The sequence below is a fragment of the Corynebacterium provencense genome (genome assembly GCA_900049755.1).
Lineage (GTDB): Bacteria > Actinomycetota > Actinomycetes > Mycobacteriales > Mycobacteriaceae > Corynebacterium > Corynebacterium neomassiliense.
The window spans coordinates 610,868-628,777 of sequence record LT160593.1 but is presented as its reverse complement, the minus strand read 5'-3'; the positions used below and the strand labels follow the sequence as shown (position 1 = coordinate 628,777).

Genomic DNA, 17,910 nt, shown 5'->3' with positions numbered 1-17,910 from the left:
GCTCTCCCTACTTCTCGTGCCAGGTGGACGACAGTGCACCCTCGAAGTACCGCTGGCTGAGCGCCTGCGTCGCGGACGCACCGGTCTCCTGGGTGAGCTGGGTGAGCTCGCCGAGCTGTTCGAGGGCCTCATTGGGCTGCATGTACTCGATCCTTGCACTCATCTGTCCGAGAAGTCGCTGGGCCTCGTCCTCGAATCCGGAACGCAGGGTTGTCGGGTCCAGGGCGCTGAGGCAGTCGCGGGCGGCGTCGAGACAGAAGATGATCGACCTCGGACACAACCGGTCCCGCAGGAGAAAGTCGACCGAGGCGGTGAGGGTGTCCTCCTGCCCCCTGGACATCACGAAGGACTGCTGTGCCCCGCAGGCCTGGAGCAGCAGGTGTCGGTGGGCGGGCAGGGAGGGTGCGACAACTGTGGCGTAGATGATCCTGGCGGTCATGTCGAGCCGCTCGATGTAGCGGCCGGCCATGAGGAAGTGCCATGCCTCGTCCCGTGGCATGGTCCCCACGAGGTCACCGACGATCATGGAGCAGTGGTCGTGGACTTCCCGGCACGCCAGGGGCGGCCGCATCAGCTGGAGGCGTCCGGACGCCACCTTGCGGTACGCCCGGTTGATCGCCTCCCACGAGGAGGTGGAGAGGATCTCACGGGCTCGTCTCGCGCTCTCACGGCAGTTGGACAGGGCGGTGACCATCGACTGGGGGGAATCCGGGTCGGTGCCCAGCCGTGACCAGGCGTCCCGGGCCCCCGCATCGGGTGACAGGGGTGCGCCCATGGCACGGCAGAGCTCCACCCCGAACGAGGAACTGTCCGCCTCCGTGCTCAGTTCCAGGTTGACGGTCAACACTCTGGCCTGGTCGTCGGCTCTTTCGATGTACCGGCCGATCCAGAACAGTGATTCGGCGATGCGGCTCAGCACTGGTCCGCCTCCTGTGTCGTGAGTGGTGCCTGCGACGGGTCGGTGCCCGGGGCGTCCTGCCTCTGCTGCTGTTGCTGCTGTTGCTGCTGGGCCTCTTCTTCGTCGTCTCTGATGTCGAGGACGGAGGTCTCCAACCTGTCGAGCGTCTCGGCGTCCGGGTCCGGGGCGGCGATGACACGGCCGTGCTCCGACTCCGGCCCGGTCACCCCCGCGGAGATCACCCACGTGTCCTTGGACCCTCCCCCCTGGGAGGAGTTCACGATCATCTGTCCCTCCTTCAACGCCACCCTCGTCAGGCCGCCGGGGACGACCCACATGTCTTCGCCGTCGTTGACGACGAAAGGCCGCAGGTCCACGTGCCTGGGCTGCAGTCCCTTGTCCGGGGTCATCGTCGGCACGGTGGACAGCTGGATCAGGGGTTGTGCGATCCACCCGCGGGGATCGTCGCGGAGTCTCTTCCTCGTCTCGTCGAGTTCCGCTTTCGTGCACTTCGGGCCCATGACGATCCCCTTGCCGCCGGAGCCGTCGACCGGTTTGACCACGAGTTCGTCGATCCTGTCCAGTACCTCCTCCAGTGCCTCGGGTTCCTCCAGCCTCCAGGTGTGCACGTTCGGGATCAGCGGCTCCTCGTCGAGGTAGTAGCGGATGAGGTCGGGGACGTAGGTGTAGACCAGCTTGTCGTCGGCGACACCGTTGCCCACGGCGTTGGCGATGGTGACCGTGCCGTTGGCCTGGGCGGACAGCAGGCCGGCGACCCCGAGCAGGGAATCCGGCCGGAAGTTCACCGGGTCGATGAAGTCGTCGTCGACGCGGCGGTAGATCACGTGGACCTGCTCCAGTCCCCTGGTGGTCCTGAGGAACACCACGCCGTGACGGACGACCAGGTCCCTTCCCTCCACCAGGGGGACGCCCATCGTCCGGGCAAGCATCGAGTGTTCGAAGTAGGCCGAGTTGTACACACCGGGGGTGAGGACCACGATCTGCGGGTCCGGGACCCCGGGGGGTGCCGCTTTCGCCAGGGCCGAGCGTAGCCGTGCAGGGTAGTCGTCGACTCTGGCGATGTTGTACTGTGCCACGGCCTCAGGGAGCGCGGACACCGTCGCCTGCCGGTTGGTCAGCACGTAGGAGACTCCCGAGGGGATCCTGGCGTTGTCCTCGAGGACCCGCAGTTCACCGTCCCCGTCCCGGATGAGGTCGATCCCGGCGACGTGGATCCTCACCCCGTTGGGCGGGGTGTATCCGGCCACCGCCCGGCAGAAATTGTCGGATGTGGTGACAACCGACCTGGGGATGACGCCGTCGGCGAAGGCGCGTCCCGGGCCGTACACGTCGGCGAGGAACGCCTCCAGCGCTCTCACCCGCTGCTTCAGACCCCGTTCGGTGCGCTCGAACTCGGCCCGCTGTATCAGGCGGGGCACGATGTCCAGGGGAAACGGTTCCTCCTGCCCGGCGAAGTCGAAGGTCACTCCCGTGTCGAGGTACCGGGTGCTCAGGTAGGAGACTCTCGAGGCGAGATCTTCGGGTCTGATGTCCCGGAACACCTGGTGAAGTTTGCGGTACACCGACCGCACACCCTCCGGTGACATCAGTTCGTCGTAGGTACCCGGGGTGACCGGGTACGTCGCAGGTGAATCGGTCATTTCCTGAGAGTATCGCCGACCGGCTGAACCTTCATCCGGAGAGTTAACCTGCCTGAAACATTCGGTGTCCGGGGCCGGTGCTCCAGGTACGCCCGAACCCGGGTGAGGCGGGACCGGGCCGGGCCGGTTCAGCTTCGGGACGCCGTGACCGCGGCGTCCAGCTCGGCGTCCTTCCCCTGCGGGGTGAAGCAGCCGGCCCCGTGGCGGGTCCGGTAGTACACCAGGCAGATCACCGTGAAGGGGACGCCGACGGTGAGGGCCTCGCGTTGGTCGGCGTCGAACCCGACCCCGACCAGGGACGCCACCAGCGCTGCAACGGACCCCCACGCCAGCAGCCGGGATGCCGGGGCCCGGTAGTGCAGGCCACGGACATTCCCACCGGCGGCGACGAACCGGCGACGGAAGGACAGCTGGGACGCCGCAATCGCGATCCACACCGCCACCACCGCGAAACCTGCGACGGAGACGAGAATCATGTAAAGGCTGTCCGGCGCGATCTGACCGGACAGGAGGGACGCCACTCCCCCCACCATTGAGACGCAGAGCGCGAGCATCGGAATGCCTCTCTTCGTCGTCCGGGTGAAAGCTTCCGGCGCCTGGCCTTCCGAGGCCATGGAGTAGAGCATGCGGGTGCAGGAGTAGAGCCCGGAGTTTCCTGCCGACAGCAGTGCCGCGATGATGACGAAGTTCATCACGTCACCCATCCCCGGGATTCCGGCGATGTCGAAGACCGTGACGAACGGCGATTCGTCGATGCCCGCGTTCTCGTAGGGCACCAGCGCAGCGATGACGAAGATTGCCCCGACGAAGAAGACGGTGAGCCTGACAACAGCGGTACGGATTGCCGCCGGCACGGACTTCTCCGGGTTCCTTGCCTCACCTGCGGCGACACCGATGAGTTCTGTTCCGGAGAATGCGTAGAAGACACCGAGGGTCACCACCAGCATCCCGCTGAACCCTGTCGGGAAGTACCCGGTGTCGGTGTCGAAGTTCGTCAGCCACGGTGCGGGACCGTCCGTGGCAGGGTTGATCCCGATGACGGTCGCGGCGCCGACAACTATGAGGGCGAGCACGGCGACAACCTTCACCAGTGACAGCCAGAACTCCGTCTCACCGAAGACGCGGGCAGAGACGGCGTTGAGGGTGAACAGCACAACCCCGAACGCGAGGCACCACACCCAGACGTCCACCCCGGGAAACCACCGTTGCATGAGGATCCCGGATGCTGTGAACTCACTGCCCAGGGCGACGGCCCAGCACAGCCAGTACAGCCAGGCGGTGGCGAAACCCCAGGCGGGGCCCAGGTTCCGGGTTGCATAGATGTGAAACCCCCCGGACACCGGATACACCACGGCAAGTTCGCCGAGACAGCACATCACCATCCATGCGACGAGGGCGCCGAGAAGATATGCGAGCACCGCTCCGAGGGGACCTGCTTCACCGATGGTGTATCCGGAGGAGACGAACAGGCCGGAACCTATCACTCCCCCCAGCGCGATCATCACCAGGTGTCGGGGCTCCATGCTGCGCTGCAGGCCTGTTGTCTCCCCGGCTGCTGCCCCTGCGGTTTCAGACATGGGGGTCAGCCTATACTCGCGAGGATGACCGACCTGAAAGCACCTTCACTGTTCGACGTCGTCTCTGAGCGGCCTGTCATCCTCGACGGTGGACTCGGCACCCGCCTGGAGGACCGGGGCTGTGACATCACCGGGACACTGTGGTCCGCGCAGATTCTGAGGGACGATCCGGGTGAGGTGCAGGCGGCCCACGGCGATTTCTTCACCGCCGGCGCCGAGATCGCGACAGCCTGCTCCTATGAGGTGACCGTCGACGGTCTCGTCGCCACCGGACTGTCACGGCAGGACGCCACCGACCAGGCGGAGCTGCTGCTCCGCCGGGCGGTGGAGGTTGCACGGGACGCGGCGTCCGCTGCTGCCGGTGTCACGGGAGTTCCGAGGTGGGTGGCGGCCTCGGTCGGCCCCTACGGTGCGGGCCCGGGTGAGGGCACCGAGTACGACGGCGCCTACGGGCTGACCGTCGACGAGCTGGCGGACTGGCACCGCGACCGGATCCGGATTCTCGCGGATTCGGGCGCCGATGTTCTTCTCGCTGAGACGGTGCCCTCGGTCCGTGAAATTGAGGCCCTGGCCCGCGAGTTCACTGCGGCAGGGGTGGACGCCATGCTCAGCGTGACTGTCCTGCCACGGACCCCGGGGAGGCCGGCCGACGGTGTGGTCCTAAGTGACGGCACCGAACTGTCGGAGGTCGTCCGGATTGTGACGGAAACTCCCGCTTTCCGCACGGTGGGTGTGAACTGTGTGAGTGCGGATGCGGCGTTGGCCGGTGTACGGGAGCTGGGTGCGGGACTGGCTGACGCCGGGCGTCCCCTCCCCCTGTCCGTGTACCCGAACAGCGGCGAGATCTGGGACCACGTGCACCGCCGCTGGCTGCCGCGGACGGCGGAGACTGCGGGCGGGGCGACGACGAGCCTGTTGGATTCCGTGCCTGACTTTCTTGATGCGGGGGTTCGACTCATCGGCGGCTGCTGCCGCGTCACCCCGCGGGAGATCACCGCGATCGCCGAGGCCGTGCAAGGGAGAGTGCGGGACTGATACGCGCGGGCGGATGCCACGTAGGTTGAGAGTCCTGTCCGTTGCTACGGAGGCGACTACCCGGATTCCAACGACAGTGGTATCTGGCACTGACCGGGCGACGCTACTCGTGGGCGACTATTGCGGACTGCACCTGCGGCGCAATCTTGTCTGTGAGCCACTTCAGACTCAGGGGTCCGGGAGCGGTAGACAGCGCGAAGCCCATAGGTTTGTCCTGCCAGATCACCGAATCATTCTTCACCGCGGGCAGTGCTTTGAACGCCGGCTTCCCCTCTAGTTCTGACCTTTTTCCTAGCGGATCAAAGATCACCAGAATGTCTCCCTGTAGAAGGCTGATATTCTCGTCCGAGATCGAGTCTCCGTTCTCCTTAGACTTCTGACCGCTCTCCATCTCGATACCTATATCCTGGAAGACATTATTTCCTGCATAGATAAATCCTCTGGTCATCGCCCCACTGTTATAGGTCAGTTCATTAACTCCCACATGCTCTTCCTGAAAACTCCTCACCTGATCGTTGTAGGATTTTTCAATAGCCTCGACCTTGTCTTTGTTTCCGGTAGCAGCAGCAACCACAGGAAGGAAAGTATGCCAGGTAGACTTGTCATCTTCAGTTCTAATCACCAGTGTTGGAGCAATATTCTCCAATTTCTCCCAGTCCGCCTTGTCGATATCATTGACGATGATCAGATCCGGATCAAGACTGGCGACCTTTTCCGTATCCTCCCTCAGCCCCTCCTCCATCGGCCAGCTGACCCGATTTCCCAACCAGGGAAGATTCGACAGGTCACCGATACTGTTTGCCGCCACCGGAGCCTCACCTAATGCTATAAATGGCTCCAGTGCTGAACCATAGGTCAGGTCGACAATTCTCTCGGGCTTTTCATCGATCCTTTCAGTGCCGTACGCATGATCCAACGTGACCGGGAAAGCAGCACCATCACTCACTTCCGCAATATCGTCTGCCCCTTCGGAGCCGCAGGCGGCGAGGGAGACGGCGACGGCCGTCCCCAGGATCAGCGCCGACAGACGGCGCAACGGGTTTCTCATCATCATCCTCATGTGAAGTGGTCAGGTCGGAGACAACAGTAGGGAGTGCTAACCTTCGTTCTTGTCCTGAACGGACCCCGGTTGACCATTTCTGACGAGCCGAGGATCATGTCTTCACCCGCCCACCGTCGCACCACCCCCGTGATGACTGACCGCCCGCAACAGCTTCGGCACAGAGACACCCTCCCGCCCTGCTGGCTCGGCGAGATCACCGTCCACAGCAGGCACCACGTGTTCTGGGTGGATCACGGTGAGGCACAGGTCAGTGTCAACGAGGACCACTTCACCGTCGGCACAGGTCAGGCAATCTGGTTCCCGGCAGGAACCACCGTCACCTCGATCGAGACCGCACCCGGCACCGTCGCGACCTCCGCCCTCGTCCCACCGGACCGGCTGATCCGCCAACCGACCTGGCTGACGGTCACCGACCTTGACGCCGGGGACGCTGCCGTACTGACCCGACAGTTCGCCCGCTGGGCCATGCCCTACATGATCGATACCACCCCATCCTCCCCGGCAGCAGACTCCGGTTCACCGGTCCCGGACAGTCCACCGGTCCCCCGTTCCCAGGTTCTCCGGACGATGGCCGAAGCTATACTGCAGAACCCGGCCGACACCACCAGTCTGGAGACCTGGGCGGAACGTCTCGGGCTGAGCAGCCGCCAGCTCACCCGCAAATTCCAGGCTGAGACCGGAATGAGCTACCGCACCTGGCACACCCGCGTCCGGGTGGACCGGGCGAGCCATCTGCTCCGCCGGGGCGACAGCGTCTCACAGAGCGCCACCGCCGTCGGATTCGCCACCGCCCCCGCATTCGTCCGAGCATTCAGCCGGCAGTTCGGCGTCACTCCGGGCGCCTGGGCAGCCCGCGTCAGTCGTCCGGTCCCCGCAGCAGCGGCCACCACCGATCACCACACGGCCGCGGACTGTCTCGGCGGGCTGCCCGCGATCAGCACAATGCCCCGGATCAACCGGTTCCACATCCTGATCTGGATCACCTCCGGTACCGGACATCTTGACCTCGGTGACAGGAAGATCCCCCTGGCCGCCGGCGATACTGTGTGGATCCCCTCCGGGGTGTGGCACGTCATCCACCTTGACGAGGGCGGCGTCCTCGTACCGGTCGGTGATCTACCCGCAACAGTGCCGATGCGGCGGCACCATATGGCGGTGACGCATGTCACCCCTGGCCGGGAGACGGAGCTGATGTACCGCGCGGGTCTCAGTTACACCCATCTGCGCCCCTGGCCCTACGACCGGAATGACCCGGCGACCATGACCGACCTGCTCCCGCCGACGGTCACCCCGTTCGCCCGCCCGGACGCCGCGGTCAGCGCGATCCTCAACGCCGACCTCGCGTCCGGCCCCCGCACGCTGACACAGTGGAGCGAAAAACTCGGGATCCCGCTGAGCAGGCTGTCCGAACGGTTCCGGCGGGAGACCGGACAGACCTTCGCCCTGTGGCACACCGACCTGCGGTTGAACTCGGCGCGCTACCGGTTGTCGAAGCCCGGGGTACCGATCTCACAGATCGCCGCCGAGGTCGGCTACCCGCATGTCTCCGGCTTCACCCGGGCGTTCACCGCGCGCCACGGGATGACGCCCACCGAGTTCCGGAAGCGGTACGCGCATCCGATCATCTACGACGAGGTGACCGGCTGAATTCCCACCGCAACGCCCGCTAACCGTGCGACCGCTGCGGACAACCGTCTGACCGGGGCGCCCCCTAGGATCACTCGCGACAACCGCCACCGATCTCCTAGGACCGCATGCACCCCGACCCAGCCACCGACCCGGACGGCGCACTGTGCAGCAGGTTCCTCGGCATCCGCTGGCCCCTGTTCTTCCAGGCCGCACCCGAACCCCTGCCCCGTCACCAGTGACGCGCGATCCCGGCACCACCCCGACCTGGCGATCCTCGATGAGGCGACGGCGGAGGCCGGCTCCGCCCATGCCCGGGTGCTCGACCACGCTGCGGAGGTTGCCCTGGCCGGACGCACCGGGCTGGTCATCGCCGGGCTGGTCATCGCCCACCGGCGCAGCCAGGCCGCGGCCTGCGACCGGATCGTGGTGATGGAGGCCGGCCGGGTGGTGGAGCTCGGTAGTCACAAGGAACTGCTCGCCGCGCGGGGACGCTACGCGGAGCTGTGGGCGGCGTGGAGCGTCAGCTGACTGTCTCCATGATCGCGCGGCGGCGGTAGCGGCGCTGGCTCATTCAGGCAACCTGTATACGGTGATCTCCAGACACGAAATCCAGCGACAGTGCTCCGCCGACAGCTTCCAGATAACTTCGGATGGTCGACACCTTGGCATTGTCAATGTCTCCCCGCTCAATCTTGGAGACCTGCCGCTGCCCGACCCCGATTCGTTCCGCAAGTTCAGCCTGTGTGAGCCCGGCCTGTTCCCGGAGCTCACGTAGCCGGTATGCACGGACCTCGGACAGCATCCGCTCTTTATGCTCCTCGACCCTCGCCTGATCAACAGGGTGATCAGCGAGATAGTCCTTCAGATTCATAGCCATTGGATTTACTGTCCTTTCAGTCGTCGCAGGTGTTCATCAAAGATCTTGTCGGCCATCGGAATGTTCTGCCGATACCAGCGGGACCAATTCCCTGCCTTGCCTCCGGCAAGCAGCAGGATCGCTGATCGTTCCGGATCGAAAGCGAACAGGATCCGCAGTTCCGACCGACCCGAAGAACCCGGTCACAGCTCTTTCATGTTGCGGTGTCGCGAGGCCACCACAGTATCCACCAGTGGCCTCCCGAGCTGAGGCCCCTGGCCTTCAAGAATCTGTATGGCTGCCACAACCTGCTCACGAGAGTCTTCGTCGAGCGCGGTGAGCCAGTCGGCGACCAGCTCAATATCCACGTTCCACACGGTCATAGTGTAGACCCTGCGTGGTCTACAGGACAACAACCGTACACGGTCGAATGTTCGGACAATCCCCGTGGTCCGCGCGGCCAGCAAACGGCACCCAAGAGCATCGTCGGCAGACGTCGAGATCACGCATTGTCCGGCCACCCGTACGCCTGGAACCGCCGGACGTTCGCACCCAGGGCGTCGAATGCCCGGGGAACCCGCCCGTCTCCGAGACGGGCATCCCCGGATTCCACGGCATCCACCCAGGTCTTCGGAACACCGAGGCCCCGTGCGAGGTCCTGTTTGGTCATCGACTGCCGCAGGCGCAGTTCACGGAGCCAACGCCCCTGCTGGTAGGTGTCGGAGAAATCGAGCTCGGGCAGCTCCTCCTGTCGCGCATTGCGGACACTGCATCGAGGTCCGGCCCGGCGGTGTGGGGCGCGGTCGCAGTGTTCATGTGTTCACACTATCCCTGGGAATACGGATTCTGCTCGCTTCACAGGGACGCTACGCGGAGCTGTGGACGGCGTGGAGCAGTGAGGACCAGGACGCGACCGGGTTCACCGCCGATTCACCGCCATCGTCTGAATCCTTCTGGTCGGAAGCCCCGTCCGTGAGGGCGGGAAGAAATCAAACGTTGACTTCCCTGGTACCCGGCCCACTTTACCTGGGACAGACCTACAGCCGTACCATCAACGACCCGTCTCATGAGAACGTTGCCTTCGCATACTGATCCGTAGTGTTTCTCGGCAAGACGTTCCATTCCCGTTTGTCCCTGACCATCCGTACCAGCGTCGCAGCAGCGGCCGCACTGGCGCTCGGTATCGGCCTCACCGCCTGTAGTTCCGGTGATTCCAGTACCGCCGCAACAACCGCCGGAACCACAGCAGATACCGGGTCCGCCACCACCGACCTCCTGCCCGCAGGAGAAGGCACCACCTCTTACTCGGTGAGCGTCGAGACCCCGCTGGGCACCGCCGAACTCTCCGAACGGCCCGACAAGATCGTCACCTACGGCGGAGTCACCACTAAACTCGCCCTGTCCCTGGGGATCATTCCGGCGACGGCCAATGACTGGGGTCCAGTATCCGCAGCATCCTGGCCAACTACGGTGCCGACAGGATCGGCGACATCGTTGAACCGGCCGACGGACAGGTCCCGGTCGAGGCCATCGCCGCACTGGCCCCTGATCTCATCATCTATTCCGGCGACTGGACGCCGACAAGACCTATGCCCAACTGTCCGCCATTGCCCCGACCATGGGTTACGGGGCAGCCTCCACCGACAGCGGACGCCATCGGTCGGGCCAGCTCGCCGATCTGGGTACCGCCATGGACCTGCAGGACGCCGCAGACACCGTCCAGCAGGACCGGGACGATGCTCTCGCCGCAGTCCGGGGAGAGTTTCTTCACTGCACTCGGGTTCAGCACCCTCGCCACCGCCGGAAAGTACAGCGAGAACACGAAACTCAGCGAAGAGAACATCGCTGATGTGGAGGCGGATGTCGTCTTCGTCTACGACCCGTCTAACGGGTCCCCTACGCTGAAGGCGAACCCGACCTTCACCGCCTTCCCGGCGTACCAGGAGGACGGTGAAGAGCAGTCGGACGCAGAGAAGCTCGGGACGACCATGGCGGTCGGACTGTCTGTCCTCCCCCGCGCCTCTCACCGAACAGTGGATCGCTGAGCAGGTCGTGGACCAGATCGGGGATTCACTGAAGTAACGTCACCTGGTCACTCCACCACCTCGAAGATCTCCCGCTTCCGGTACCGGCGTTGGTAACTGCCGGGCGTCATCCCGACCCGGTCCTTGAAGGCCCGCACGAACGCCGCCGAGGACCCGTACCCCACGGCGGACGCCACTTCGGCGACCTGCCGGTCGGGGTTCTCCAGCAGCCGGCGGGCCACGGTCATCCGCCTATCGACGATCCAGTCCCGGTACGGCTGCCCGGTGGCTGCCTCGAAGAGTCGAGACAGGACCTCGGTCCGCATCCCGAACTGTTCCGCCCAGTCGCGCAGAGTCCGTTGGACACTGAGGTCACCGGTGATGATCTCGGTCACCGGGTTCCGTCGTTTCCCTGCATGCGCCGCCCGCAACCGCACCACCTGAGGGATCAGATCATCCATGACGCCCTCGATCATCGGGTAGGGCTTGAGCCTGGTGTAGTTCACACACGCCCGGTAGAGCAGGGACGGGTAGTCAGTCTCGGCTACCGGGATCGGCTCCATGTTCCTGCGGTCCATCGGAAAAGTCACCGACAACGCACCGACTGGCAGAAGAACTGTTCCCGGAGCAGCTTCCAGTTGATGCCAGACCCCTGCGGGAAGCCACAGCAGATTCCCGGCGGGAAGATCGATCTGCCGACCACGTAGAACCGCTCGGCAGGATCCCCGGAGTACCCCAATACATACGTGGGATTCGTTAATATTCGGCCGCAGACGGTCCGCCGGGATCAGAAGATCCAGATCCAGAGAGTTCAGCTTTTCCTGCAGCACAGCGGTTCTTTCTCCTACCCTGCAGACTTCGCTCAGAGTGGTGCCGGTCTGTCTCCGGAAGGCGTGCGACAGGGCTGCCGTTCCCGAGTATCCGAGGTCGTGGGCGATCTGCCCGATGGGTTTCCCGGAGGCCACCTGCTCCGCTGCGGCAGCGACCCTCAATGCCGACCGCCAGGAACTCAGCGACAGACCGGTCTCGGTACGGAACAACCTGGTCAGATGTCGTTCACTGAGACCGACATCGACAGCCCACTGTTCCCTGCTCCGGGGATCCCCGGGATCAGAAAAGAGTTTCCGCGCAACCATCACTGCGGCAGTGCTCACCGGCATCCGGGGTTGGTCGACGATCCCAGCACGACCACCGAAGAAGGCCTCCCGGAGCACCGTCGCCATACCGTCAGTCAGTTTCTCCCCGTCCCAGGCGGGCATCAGCCACCTCCCGAAGAGGTGGACCAGCAGTATGGACAGTTCCGGGGAAATCTTCCGGTGGACCACACCATCGACGGTATCTGGGAAGTCAGCGGCAGGAAGAAGCACCGTGAGCGCCACCGTCCCAGGATCGGTACTGACGTGATCGACGGCTGCCCCGCCCGGCAGCCAGAGCGCGTCAAGGGCGCCCAGGTGAAAGACCCTGCCGTCCGCCAGCACTGTCGCCGCTCCCTGAACAACCCAGAACACGTGGTGCTCACTGTGCACGGTGACGGTTCCCAGGCAACACCCAGGCATTGCAGTCGCGACGACCGACGTCTCGCTCGCCTGTGCCACTACACACCCTCCGGTCAATCCCATGTCCCCAGTGGACAACTGTTTAGCTGAGCCGACCCTACCTTCATGCTGTTCCCTGTACGAACACGACCCCGAAGGACCTGACGTTCCATGACCCCCACTCCCACGGAGCAGGTGCGTTCACCGCATCTGCTCCGCCGACTCCTCGCCGTGATCTTCGGCCTGGCACTCGTCGGCGGACTGACCACCGCCTGCAGCTCGGATGATTCCGGCAGTAACACTGGCGAGACGTCCTCCGACAACGCTTACCCTGTCACAATCGACACCACGCAGGGGCAGGTGACTATCGACAAGAAGCCCGAACGTGTCATCGTCGCCAACGGAGCTAACGCGGGTAACCTTCTAGAGCTCGGCACTGTCCCCATTGCCGTTTGGAGCCAGTTGGATGCCATAAAGCGAGACAATCCCGACGTTCTCGAAGAAATAGGAGAAGACAAGGTATTTCCCGACCTCTGGGGGTCTGATGGGTACAACTTTGAAGCCATCGCCAATCTCAATCCAGATCTCATTTACGTGACAAACTCGATGCTGAAGAGCAAAGATGACTTTGATCGCCTAAACGCAATCGCACCCACAGTATCCCAGTCAGGCGATGGAAAACTCGCCAACTGGAAAGATTCATTTCTTTCACTTGCGGCCGCCATGGGAGAAGAAGAAAAAGCAAACACTTTGATTTCCAATACCGAGAAACGGTTTAGTGAAGTCGGAGCGAAGATACCGAACATCGAATCAAAGACATATAATTACGTCGCATATACAAATTTCTCCAAACCCCTTCAGTACGGAAACGGAGAAGTTCTAAAATTGCTCGGAATGACACCTGGACCAAAACAGGATGACGCAAATCAAGGAGGGATATCACTTGAAAATGTCAGCACCCTTAATGCAGATTTGCTGATCGTGTGGCCCTACCCTGACGAACTGCAAGAAAAGTTCAAGGCATTGCCACAATACTCAAGCCTTCCGGCAGTGAAGAATGAATCAGTGTTCTTCGTCGACCAGAAGACGGCGAGTCTGCTCATTGGATCAGGAGTCCGCGACATGAACAAATTGCTCGATACCCTTGCTCCGATGCTAGACAGCCTGAAGTAGCATCCACACCAGCTAACCCGGCGTCCTCTGCGGACAACTCCCCCGGCGCGCGGCGGTTACGGTCACACCGACCGTAACCGCCGTACCGTTTTGAGGAGACCCGCGTGCCCCGTCGCGTCCGCCCGATCACCGTCCACCCCATGGCCCTGCGCAACCTGGAGGTGACCGCCGTCGCTGACATCACCCCTGCGCTGCGCCGCGTCACCCTCACCGGCCCTGACCTCGCCGACTTCGATTCCGCCGGCTTCGACGATGACGTGAAGCTCTTCTTCGCCTACCCCGGGCAGACCGAACCTGTCCTGCCCACCATCGTCGACGGCGGCATCCGGTTCCCCAAGGAACCCGCACCCCTGGTCCGTACTTACACCATCCGCGCATGGCGCCCTGAGGCCGGCGAGCACGGCGAGGTGGACATCGACTTCGTCAAGCACGGCGTCGGCGTGGCCACCACCTGGGCCTACCGGACAAAACCGGGGGAGCAGGTCCACATGGTCGGCCCCACCCTCACCAAAGGCCTGCCGGCCGGCGCTGACCGAGCTCTCATCGCCGGAGACGACACCGCCGTCCCGGCCATCGCACGCTACCTCGACGAACTTCCCGACAACGCCGAAGCCACCGTCCTCATCGAAGTGGCCGAGGACGCCCACCGCTACGACATCCTCCGAGGACGAAACCTCCCCGGCGTCACCGTCACCTGGCTGGTCCGACACGGCGCCCCCGGACACTCCGCACCGCTCCTCCTCGACGCGGTCAGAGCACTGCCCCCGACCATCTGGGAGGACGGCCAGTGCTTCGCCTGGATCGCCGGAGAACAGTCCGTCGTCCGCGACATCCGCCGCCACCTCGTCGGCGACCGCGGAATGGACAAAGCCTGGATCGACTTCACAGGCTACTGGCGAAAAGAAACCGTCGTCGCCCTCGACGACGACTCCGCCGTACCCGACCCCGAACGCAACGAAACCGCATTCTCCAGGTTCCACGAAATGGCCGAGATCCTCCCACCGCTGGCCATCCGCGCAGCCGCAGACCTCAACCTCGGGAACCTCATCTCCGAGGGCACCACAACAGTCACCGGACTCATCGACGCCACCGGAGCCGACCCCACCGGGCTGCGCAAATTCCTCCGCTACCTCGAAAGCATCGAACTTCTCGACCCTGTCGAAGGTCCCGCAGAGAACCGCACCTCCTACCGGCTGTCCGAAATCGGTGAATTCCTCACCAACGAGGCCGTCCTCGACCACATCCACCACGACGGCGTCGTGTCGAAAACCGAACAGGCATTCCTCGGCATCAGAGAAGCAGTCATGACCGGACGGCCCGTGTACAGGAAGATCACCGGGAAAACATGGACCCAGCAACGTCTCGAACCCGCATTCGAGAATGAACGCCTCGAACAGACATCAACCAGGGCGTCCTACGTCGCCGCTCCACTGGCGCACTCCCACTCCGTCACCGGCGCCCGGGACATGGTCATCCACTCCGACGGCGCCGGAGCACTCGCAGCAGCCCTCGTCGCAGCAGACCCGGACCTCAGGATCACCATCCCCGCCCTACCCACCCAGGCGAACTGGCTGCGGTCCGACCTCCCGCAGAGCATCCCCGACCCCGCCGCACGCGAACGGATCACAGTCACCGAACAGTCCGTGTTCGAGAAAACGACCCCCGCAGACACCGTTCTCGTAGTCTTCGAACTCCAGAACCACCCGGACGCGGACGCCGTGCTCGTTCTCCGCAAAGCCGCCGAATCCCTCACCAGAGACGGCAGGATCCTCCTCATCGAACCCACATTCACAATCATCGAGTCCGACGGCCCCGACGAACACGCCGCAGAAGCCGACCTTCTCAACCTCGCCCTCGTCGGCGGCGGCCACCGAACCCCGTCCGAACTCGAAAACCTCGTCAACACCGCGGGGCTGAAAGTCACCTCCGCCGAATCCGTAGGCTGGGGAACCGTGGTCCGCACCCTCGGCAGGGCGTAACAGGAGTCAGCAGGGAGCAACAGGGAACCGCAGGGCGGTAACCCACCCTGCTACTTCCTCCTCCGCTCCCGCTTCTCCCGGACCCGCACCGCAATCCGCACCGGCGACCCCTCGAAACCGAAGGACTCACGCAGCCGACGTTCCAGGAAACGCCGGTACCCGTGCTCCAGGAACCCCGTCGTGAACAGGACAATCACCGGCGGTTTCGAGGACGCCTGCGTCGCAAACAGCACCCTCGGCAGACGCCCACCACGCATCGGAGGCGGAGTCTGCGCAATCACCGCCCTCAACCAGGTGTTCAACTGGCCTGTGGGAATCCTCTGGTCCCAACTCTCCAGCGCCTCCGTCAACGCCGGCTCAAGACGCTGCAACGCCCGACCCGTCTTCGCCGAAATATTCACCCGCCGGGCCCACGGCACATGCGCCAGCTGCTGGTCGATCTCCCGCTCAAGCTCCGCCCGACGGTCCTCGTCGACAAGATCCCACTTGTTGTAGGCCACGACCAGGGCCCGCCCGGCGTCAAGAATCATCCTCAGCACCCGCTGGTCCTGCTCCGCGATCGGCTCCGACGCGTCAACCAGGAAGATCACGACCTCCGCCGAATCAATGGCCGCACGGGTACGCAACGACGCATAGAACTCGTGCCCGCGCGCCGTCTTCGACTTCTTCCGGATCCCGGCCGTGTCAACGAAACGCCAGGTCTTCCCGCCCAGCTCCACCACCGAATCAACCGGGTCCACCGTCGTCCCCGCGACATTGTCGACAACCGACCTGTCCTCACCGGTGATCTTGTTCAGAAGGGACGACTTCCCCACATTCGGACGCCCCACCAGAGCCACCCGACGGGGACCCGAGACCACGGACGTCTCCCGGGGAGTCTCCGGGAAGGACGCCAACACCTTGTCAAGCACATCCGCTGCACCGCGACCATGCTGCGCTGACACCGGATAAGGGTCACCCAGACCCAGCGACCAGAACTCCGCCATGTCACCGTACTGCGAATCCGAGTCAAACTTGTTCGCCACCAGGACCACAGGGATCTCCGAACGCTGGAGCCTCCGGGCGATGATCTCGTCCGTCGCAGTGACACCCACCTTCGTGTCCACCACGAAAACGATGACGTCGGCGGTGGCCATGGCAGTCTCCGCCTGCCGGGCGATAGCCCCGTGGATGCCCTTGGCGTCCGGGTCCCACCCACCGGTGTCCTGCACCCAGAACCTCCGGCCGTTCCAGTCCCCGATGTAGGAGATCCGGTCACGGGTCACGCCCGGGAAATCCTCGACAACCGCCTCACGACGGCCGATGAACCTGTTGACCAGCGTCGACTTACCCACATTGGGCCGGCCGACGATAGCGACCGTGCACAGGGCCTCACGCTCCGCCTCATCGTCACCGAGGACGCCGAAAGCCGCCTCCACGGCGTCCCAGTCAGTGTCCTCGTCCACCCCGGTGAGAAGGTCGAAACTCGCGGCCACATCGTCGGCACCGTCAAAGCTACCGGCACCGTCAACGTCGGTCTCATCCTCGTCCACGAAATCTTCGGCGTCGTACTCGTCGAAGAAGTCCTCTTCATCGTCGAAACTGTCGGTGCCACCGTCAGATCCGCTGGCAGAGCCGGTGTCACTGTCGGCGTCCGACGCAGCCTGTCCGTCATCCACCACAGCACCGTCGGCGGTGCGGAACACCAGCTGCTCCTCATCCGGGTCCGGTCCTGTGCCGGTTCCCGGGTTCCTGTTCTCGTCGCTCATCGGTTGCTCCCTGAGATCGTGAAGTCGGCGGGGTGGGCGGAGGACGCCACAACCAGGTCAGCGAGGGCGTGAAGCACCCCGTCGATGTCGAGGTCCCCGGTATCGAGAATTGTCGCGTCGGCGGCTGGCCGCAACGGGGACACGGCACGGGACGAATCCGCGGCGTCCCTGCGTTCCACATCGGCGAGCACGGCGTCGAAGTCGACCCGACGCCCTGCGGCACGGTCCTGGTCGAAACGCCGGCGCGCCCGGATACGGGCACTCGCCGTCATGAAAACCTTGCAGGCCGCATCGGGCAGCACAGCAGTACCGATGTCGCGCCCCTCCACCACGCACCGTCCCGTGCCGAGCGCCAGTGAACGCTGCAGTGCCACGAGATTCTCCCGGACCTCCGGGACCGCGGCAACCGCCGAGACCGCCGCCGTGACCTGCGGGCCCCGGATCTCCGAGGAGACATCCTCACCGTCGAGCAGGACCTCCGTGGACGCCGGGTCCTCGTTGACACGGATCGGCAGGTCGGCAGTGGCGGCGACCACCGCGGCAGTGTCGGCGGGATCAGTCCCCTGGCGGAGAACGTGCAGGGTGGCGACCCTGTACATTGCACCGGTGTCAAGGTAACGGGCGTCCGCGGCACCGGCCAGCAACCTGCACACGGTGGACTTCCCGGTACCTGACGGCCCGTCCACTGCCACGATGAGTCCACCGCCGACAACATTGTCGAGGTTCTTCAGC

The 17,910-nt window shown here is 64.2% G+C and carries 15 protein-coding genes and 1 pseudogene; 6 read left to right on the top strand and 10 right to left on the bottom strand.

Annotated features, from left to right (window positions below):
- Positions 1–7: 7 nt before the first annotated feature.
- The 3 genes from BN3906_RS09275 to BN3906_RS09265 form a co-directional block, all read right to left on the bottom strand.
- Positions 8–919, bottom strand: a complete 912-nt coding sequence (locus tag BN3906_RS09275; protein ID WP_066587518.1) for an alpha-E domain-containing protein — start codon at positions 917–919, stop codon at positions 8–10.
- Positions 913–2,559, bottom strand: a complete 1,647-nt coding sequence (locus tag BN3906_RS09270) for a circularly permuted type 2 ATP-grasp protein (RefSeq protein WP_066587516.1) — start codon at positions 2,557–2,559, stop codon at positions 913–915. The genes BN3906_RS09275 and BN3906_RS09270 overlap by 7 nt, the downstream gene beginning before the upstream one ends.
- A gap of 128 nt (positions 2,560–2,687) precedes the next feature.
- Positions 2,688–4,136, bottom strand: a complete 1,449-nt coding sequence (locus BN3906_RS09265; protein ID WP_066587514.1) for an amino acid permease — start codon at positions 4,134–4,136, stop codon at positions 2,688–2,690.
- 24 nt (positions 4,137–4,160) lie between these two features.
- Here BN3906_RS09265 and mmuM point away from each other — a divergent pair, with 24 nt between their 5' ends.
- Positions 4,161–5,171 (top strand): homocysteine S-methyltransferase, encoded by a 1,011-nt coding sequence (gene mmuM, locus BN3906_RS09260; RefSeq protein WP_066587512.1) that lies wholly within the window; start codon positions 4,161–4,163, stop codon positions 5,169–5,171.
- Positions 5,172–5,274: 103 nt separating this feature from the next.
- Here mmuM and BN3906_RS09255 read toward each other — a convergent pair whose 3' ends face one another.
- Complete coding sequence (locus tag BN3906_RS09255; RefSeq protein ID WP_066589657.1) at positions 5,275–6,219, bottom strand: ABC transporter substrate-binding protein; 945 nt, start codon at positions 6,217–6,219, stop codon at positions 5,275–5,277.
- A gap of 108 nt (positions 6,220–6,327) precedes the next feature.
- Between BN3906_RS09255 and BN3906_RS09250 the strand changes: the two genes are divergently transcribed.
- Together BN3906_RS09250 and BN3906_RS09245 are read left to right on the top strand one after the other, a co-directional pair.
- On the top strand, positions 6,328–7,881 hold the full coding sequence (locus BN3906_RS09250; protein ID WP_066587494.1) for a helix-turn-helix domain-containing protein: 1,554 nt from the start codon (positions 6,328–6,330) through the stop codon (positions 7,879–7,881).
- A 297-nt stretch (positions 7,882–8,178) separates the two neighbouring features.
- On the top strand, positions 8,179–8,391 hold the full coding sequence (locus BN3906_RS09245; protein ID WP_066587491.1) for a hypothetical protein: 213 nt from the start codon (positions 8,179–8,181) through the stop codon (positions 8,389–8,391).
- A gap of 43 nt (positions 8,392–8,434) precedes the next feature.
- Here the strand turns inward: BN3906_RS09245 and BN3906_RS09240 are convergent, their stop codons facing one another.
- From BN3906_RS09240 to BN3906_RS14145, 3 genes and pseudogenes are all read right to left on the bottom strand, one after another.
- Positions 8,435–8,740 carry a helix-turn-helix domain-containing protein gene (locus BN3906_RS09240; protein ID WP_066587488.1) on the bottom strand — a complete coding sequence of 102 codons (306 nt, stop codon included), beginning with the start codon at positions 8,738–8,740 and terminating at the stop codon, positions 8,435–8,437.
- Positions 8,741–8,745: 5 nt separating this feature from the next.
- Positions 8,746–9,087, bottom strand: a pseudogene (locus tag BN3906_RS14150) (type II toxin-antitoxin system RelE/ParE family toxin).
- A gap of 134 nt (positions 9,088–9,221) precedes the next feature.
- A complete protein-coding gene (locus BN3906_RS14145) occupies positions 9,222–9,461 on the bottom strand; it encodes a helix-turn-helix domain-containing protein (protein ID WP_261797031.1) in 240 nt (79 codons plus the stop codon).
- A 994-nt stretch (positions 9,462–10,455) separates the two neighbouring features.
- Between BN3906_RS14145 and BN3906_RS09230 the strand changes: the two genes are divergently transcribed.
- Positions 10,456–10,764, top strand: coding sequence for a TroA family protein (locus tag BN3906_RS09230; protein ID WP_066587484.1), 309 nt, complete (start codon positions 10,456–10,458; stop codon positions 10,762–10,764).
- Between the two features lie 47 nt (positions 10,765–10,811).
- Here the strand turns inward: BN3906_RS09230 and BN3906_RS09225 are convergent, their stop codons facing one another.
- Positions 10,812–12,338, bottom strand: coding sequence for a helix-turn-helix transcriptional regulator (locus BN3906_RS09225; protein ID WP_066587482.1), 1,527 nt, complete (start codon positions 12,336–12,338; stop codon positions 10,812–10,814).
- A gap of 111 nt (positions 12,339–12,449) precedes the next feature.
- Between BN3906_RS09225 and BN3906_RS14140 the strand changes: the two genes are divergently transcribed.
- On the top strand, positions 12,450–13,451 hold the full coding sequence (locus tag BN3906_RS14140) for an iron-siderophore ABC transporter substrate-binding protein (protein WP_078057325.1): 1,002 nt from the start codon (positions 12,450–12,452) through the stop codon (positions 13,449–13,451).
- A 104-nt stretch (positions 13,452–13,555) separates the two neighbouring features.
- A complete protein-coding gene (locus BN3906_RS09220) occupies positions 13,556–15,430 on the top strand; it encodes a siderophore-interacting protein (protein ID WP_066587480.1) in 1,875 nt (624 codons plus the stop codon).
- Positions 15,431–15,480: 50 nt separating this feature from the next.
- On the opposite strand, the gene der is transcribed toward BN3906_RS09220, so the two are convergent.
- Both der and cmk read right to left on the bottom strand, forming a co-directional pair.
- On the bottom strand, positions 15,481–17,178 hold the full coding sequence (der, locus tag BN3906_RS09215; RefSeq protein WP_066587476.1) for a ribosome biogenesis GTPase Der: 1,698 nt from the start codon (positions 17,176–17,178) through the stop codon (positions 15,481–15,483).
- Entirely contained in the window at positions 17,175–17,909 is a 735-nt protein-coding gene (gene cmk, locus BN3906_RS09210; protein WP_174217158.1) for a (d)CMP kinase, read from the bottom strand. The genes der and cmk overlap by 4 nt, the downstream gene beginning before the upstream one ends.
- Between the last annotated feature and the right edge of the window lies 1 nt (position 17,910).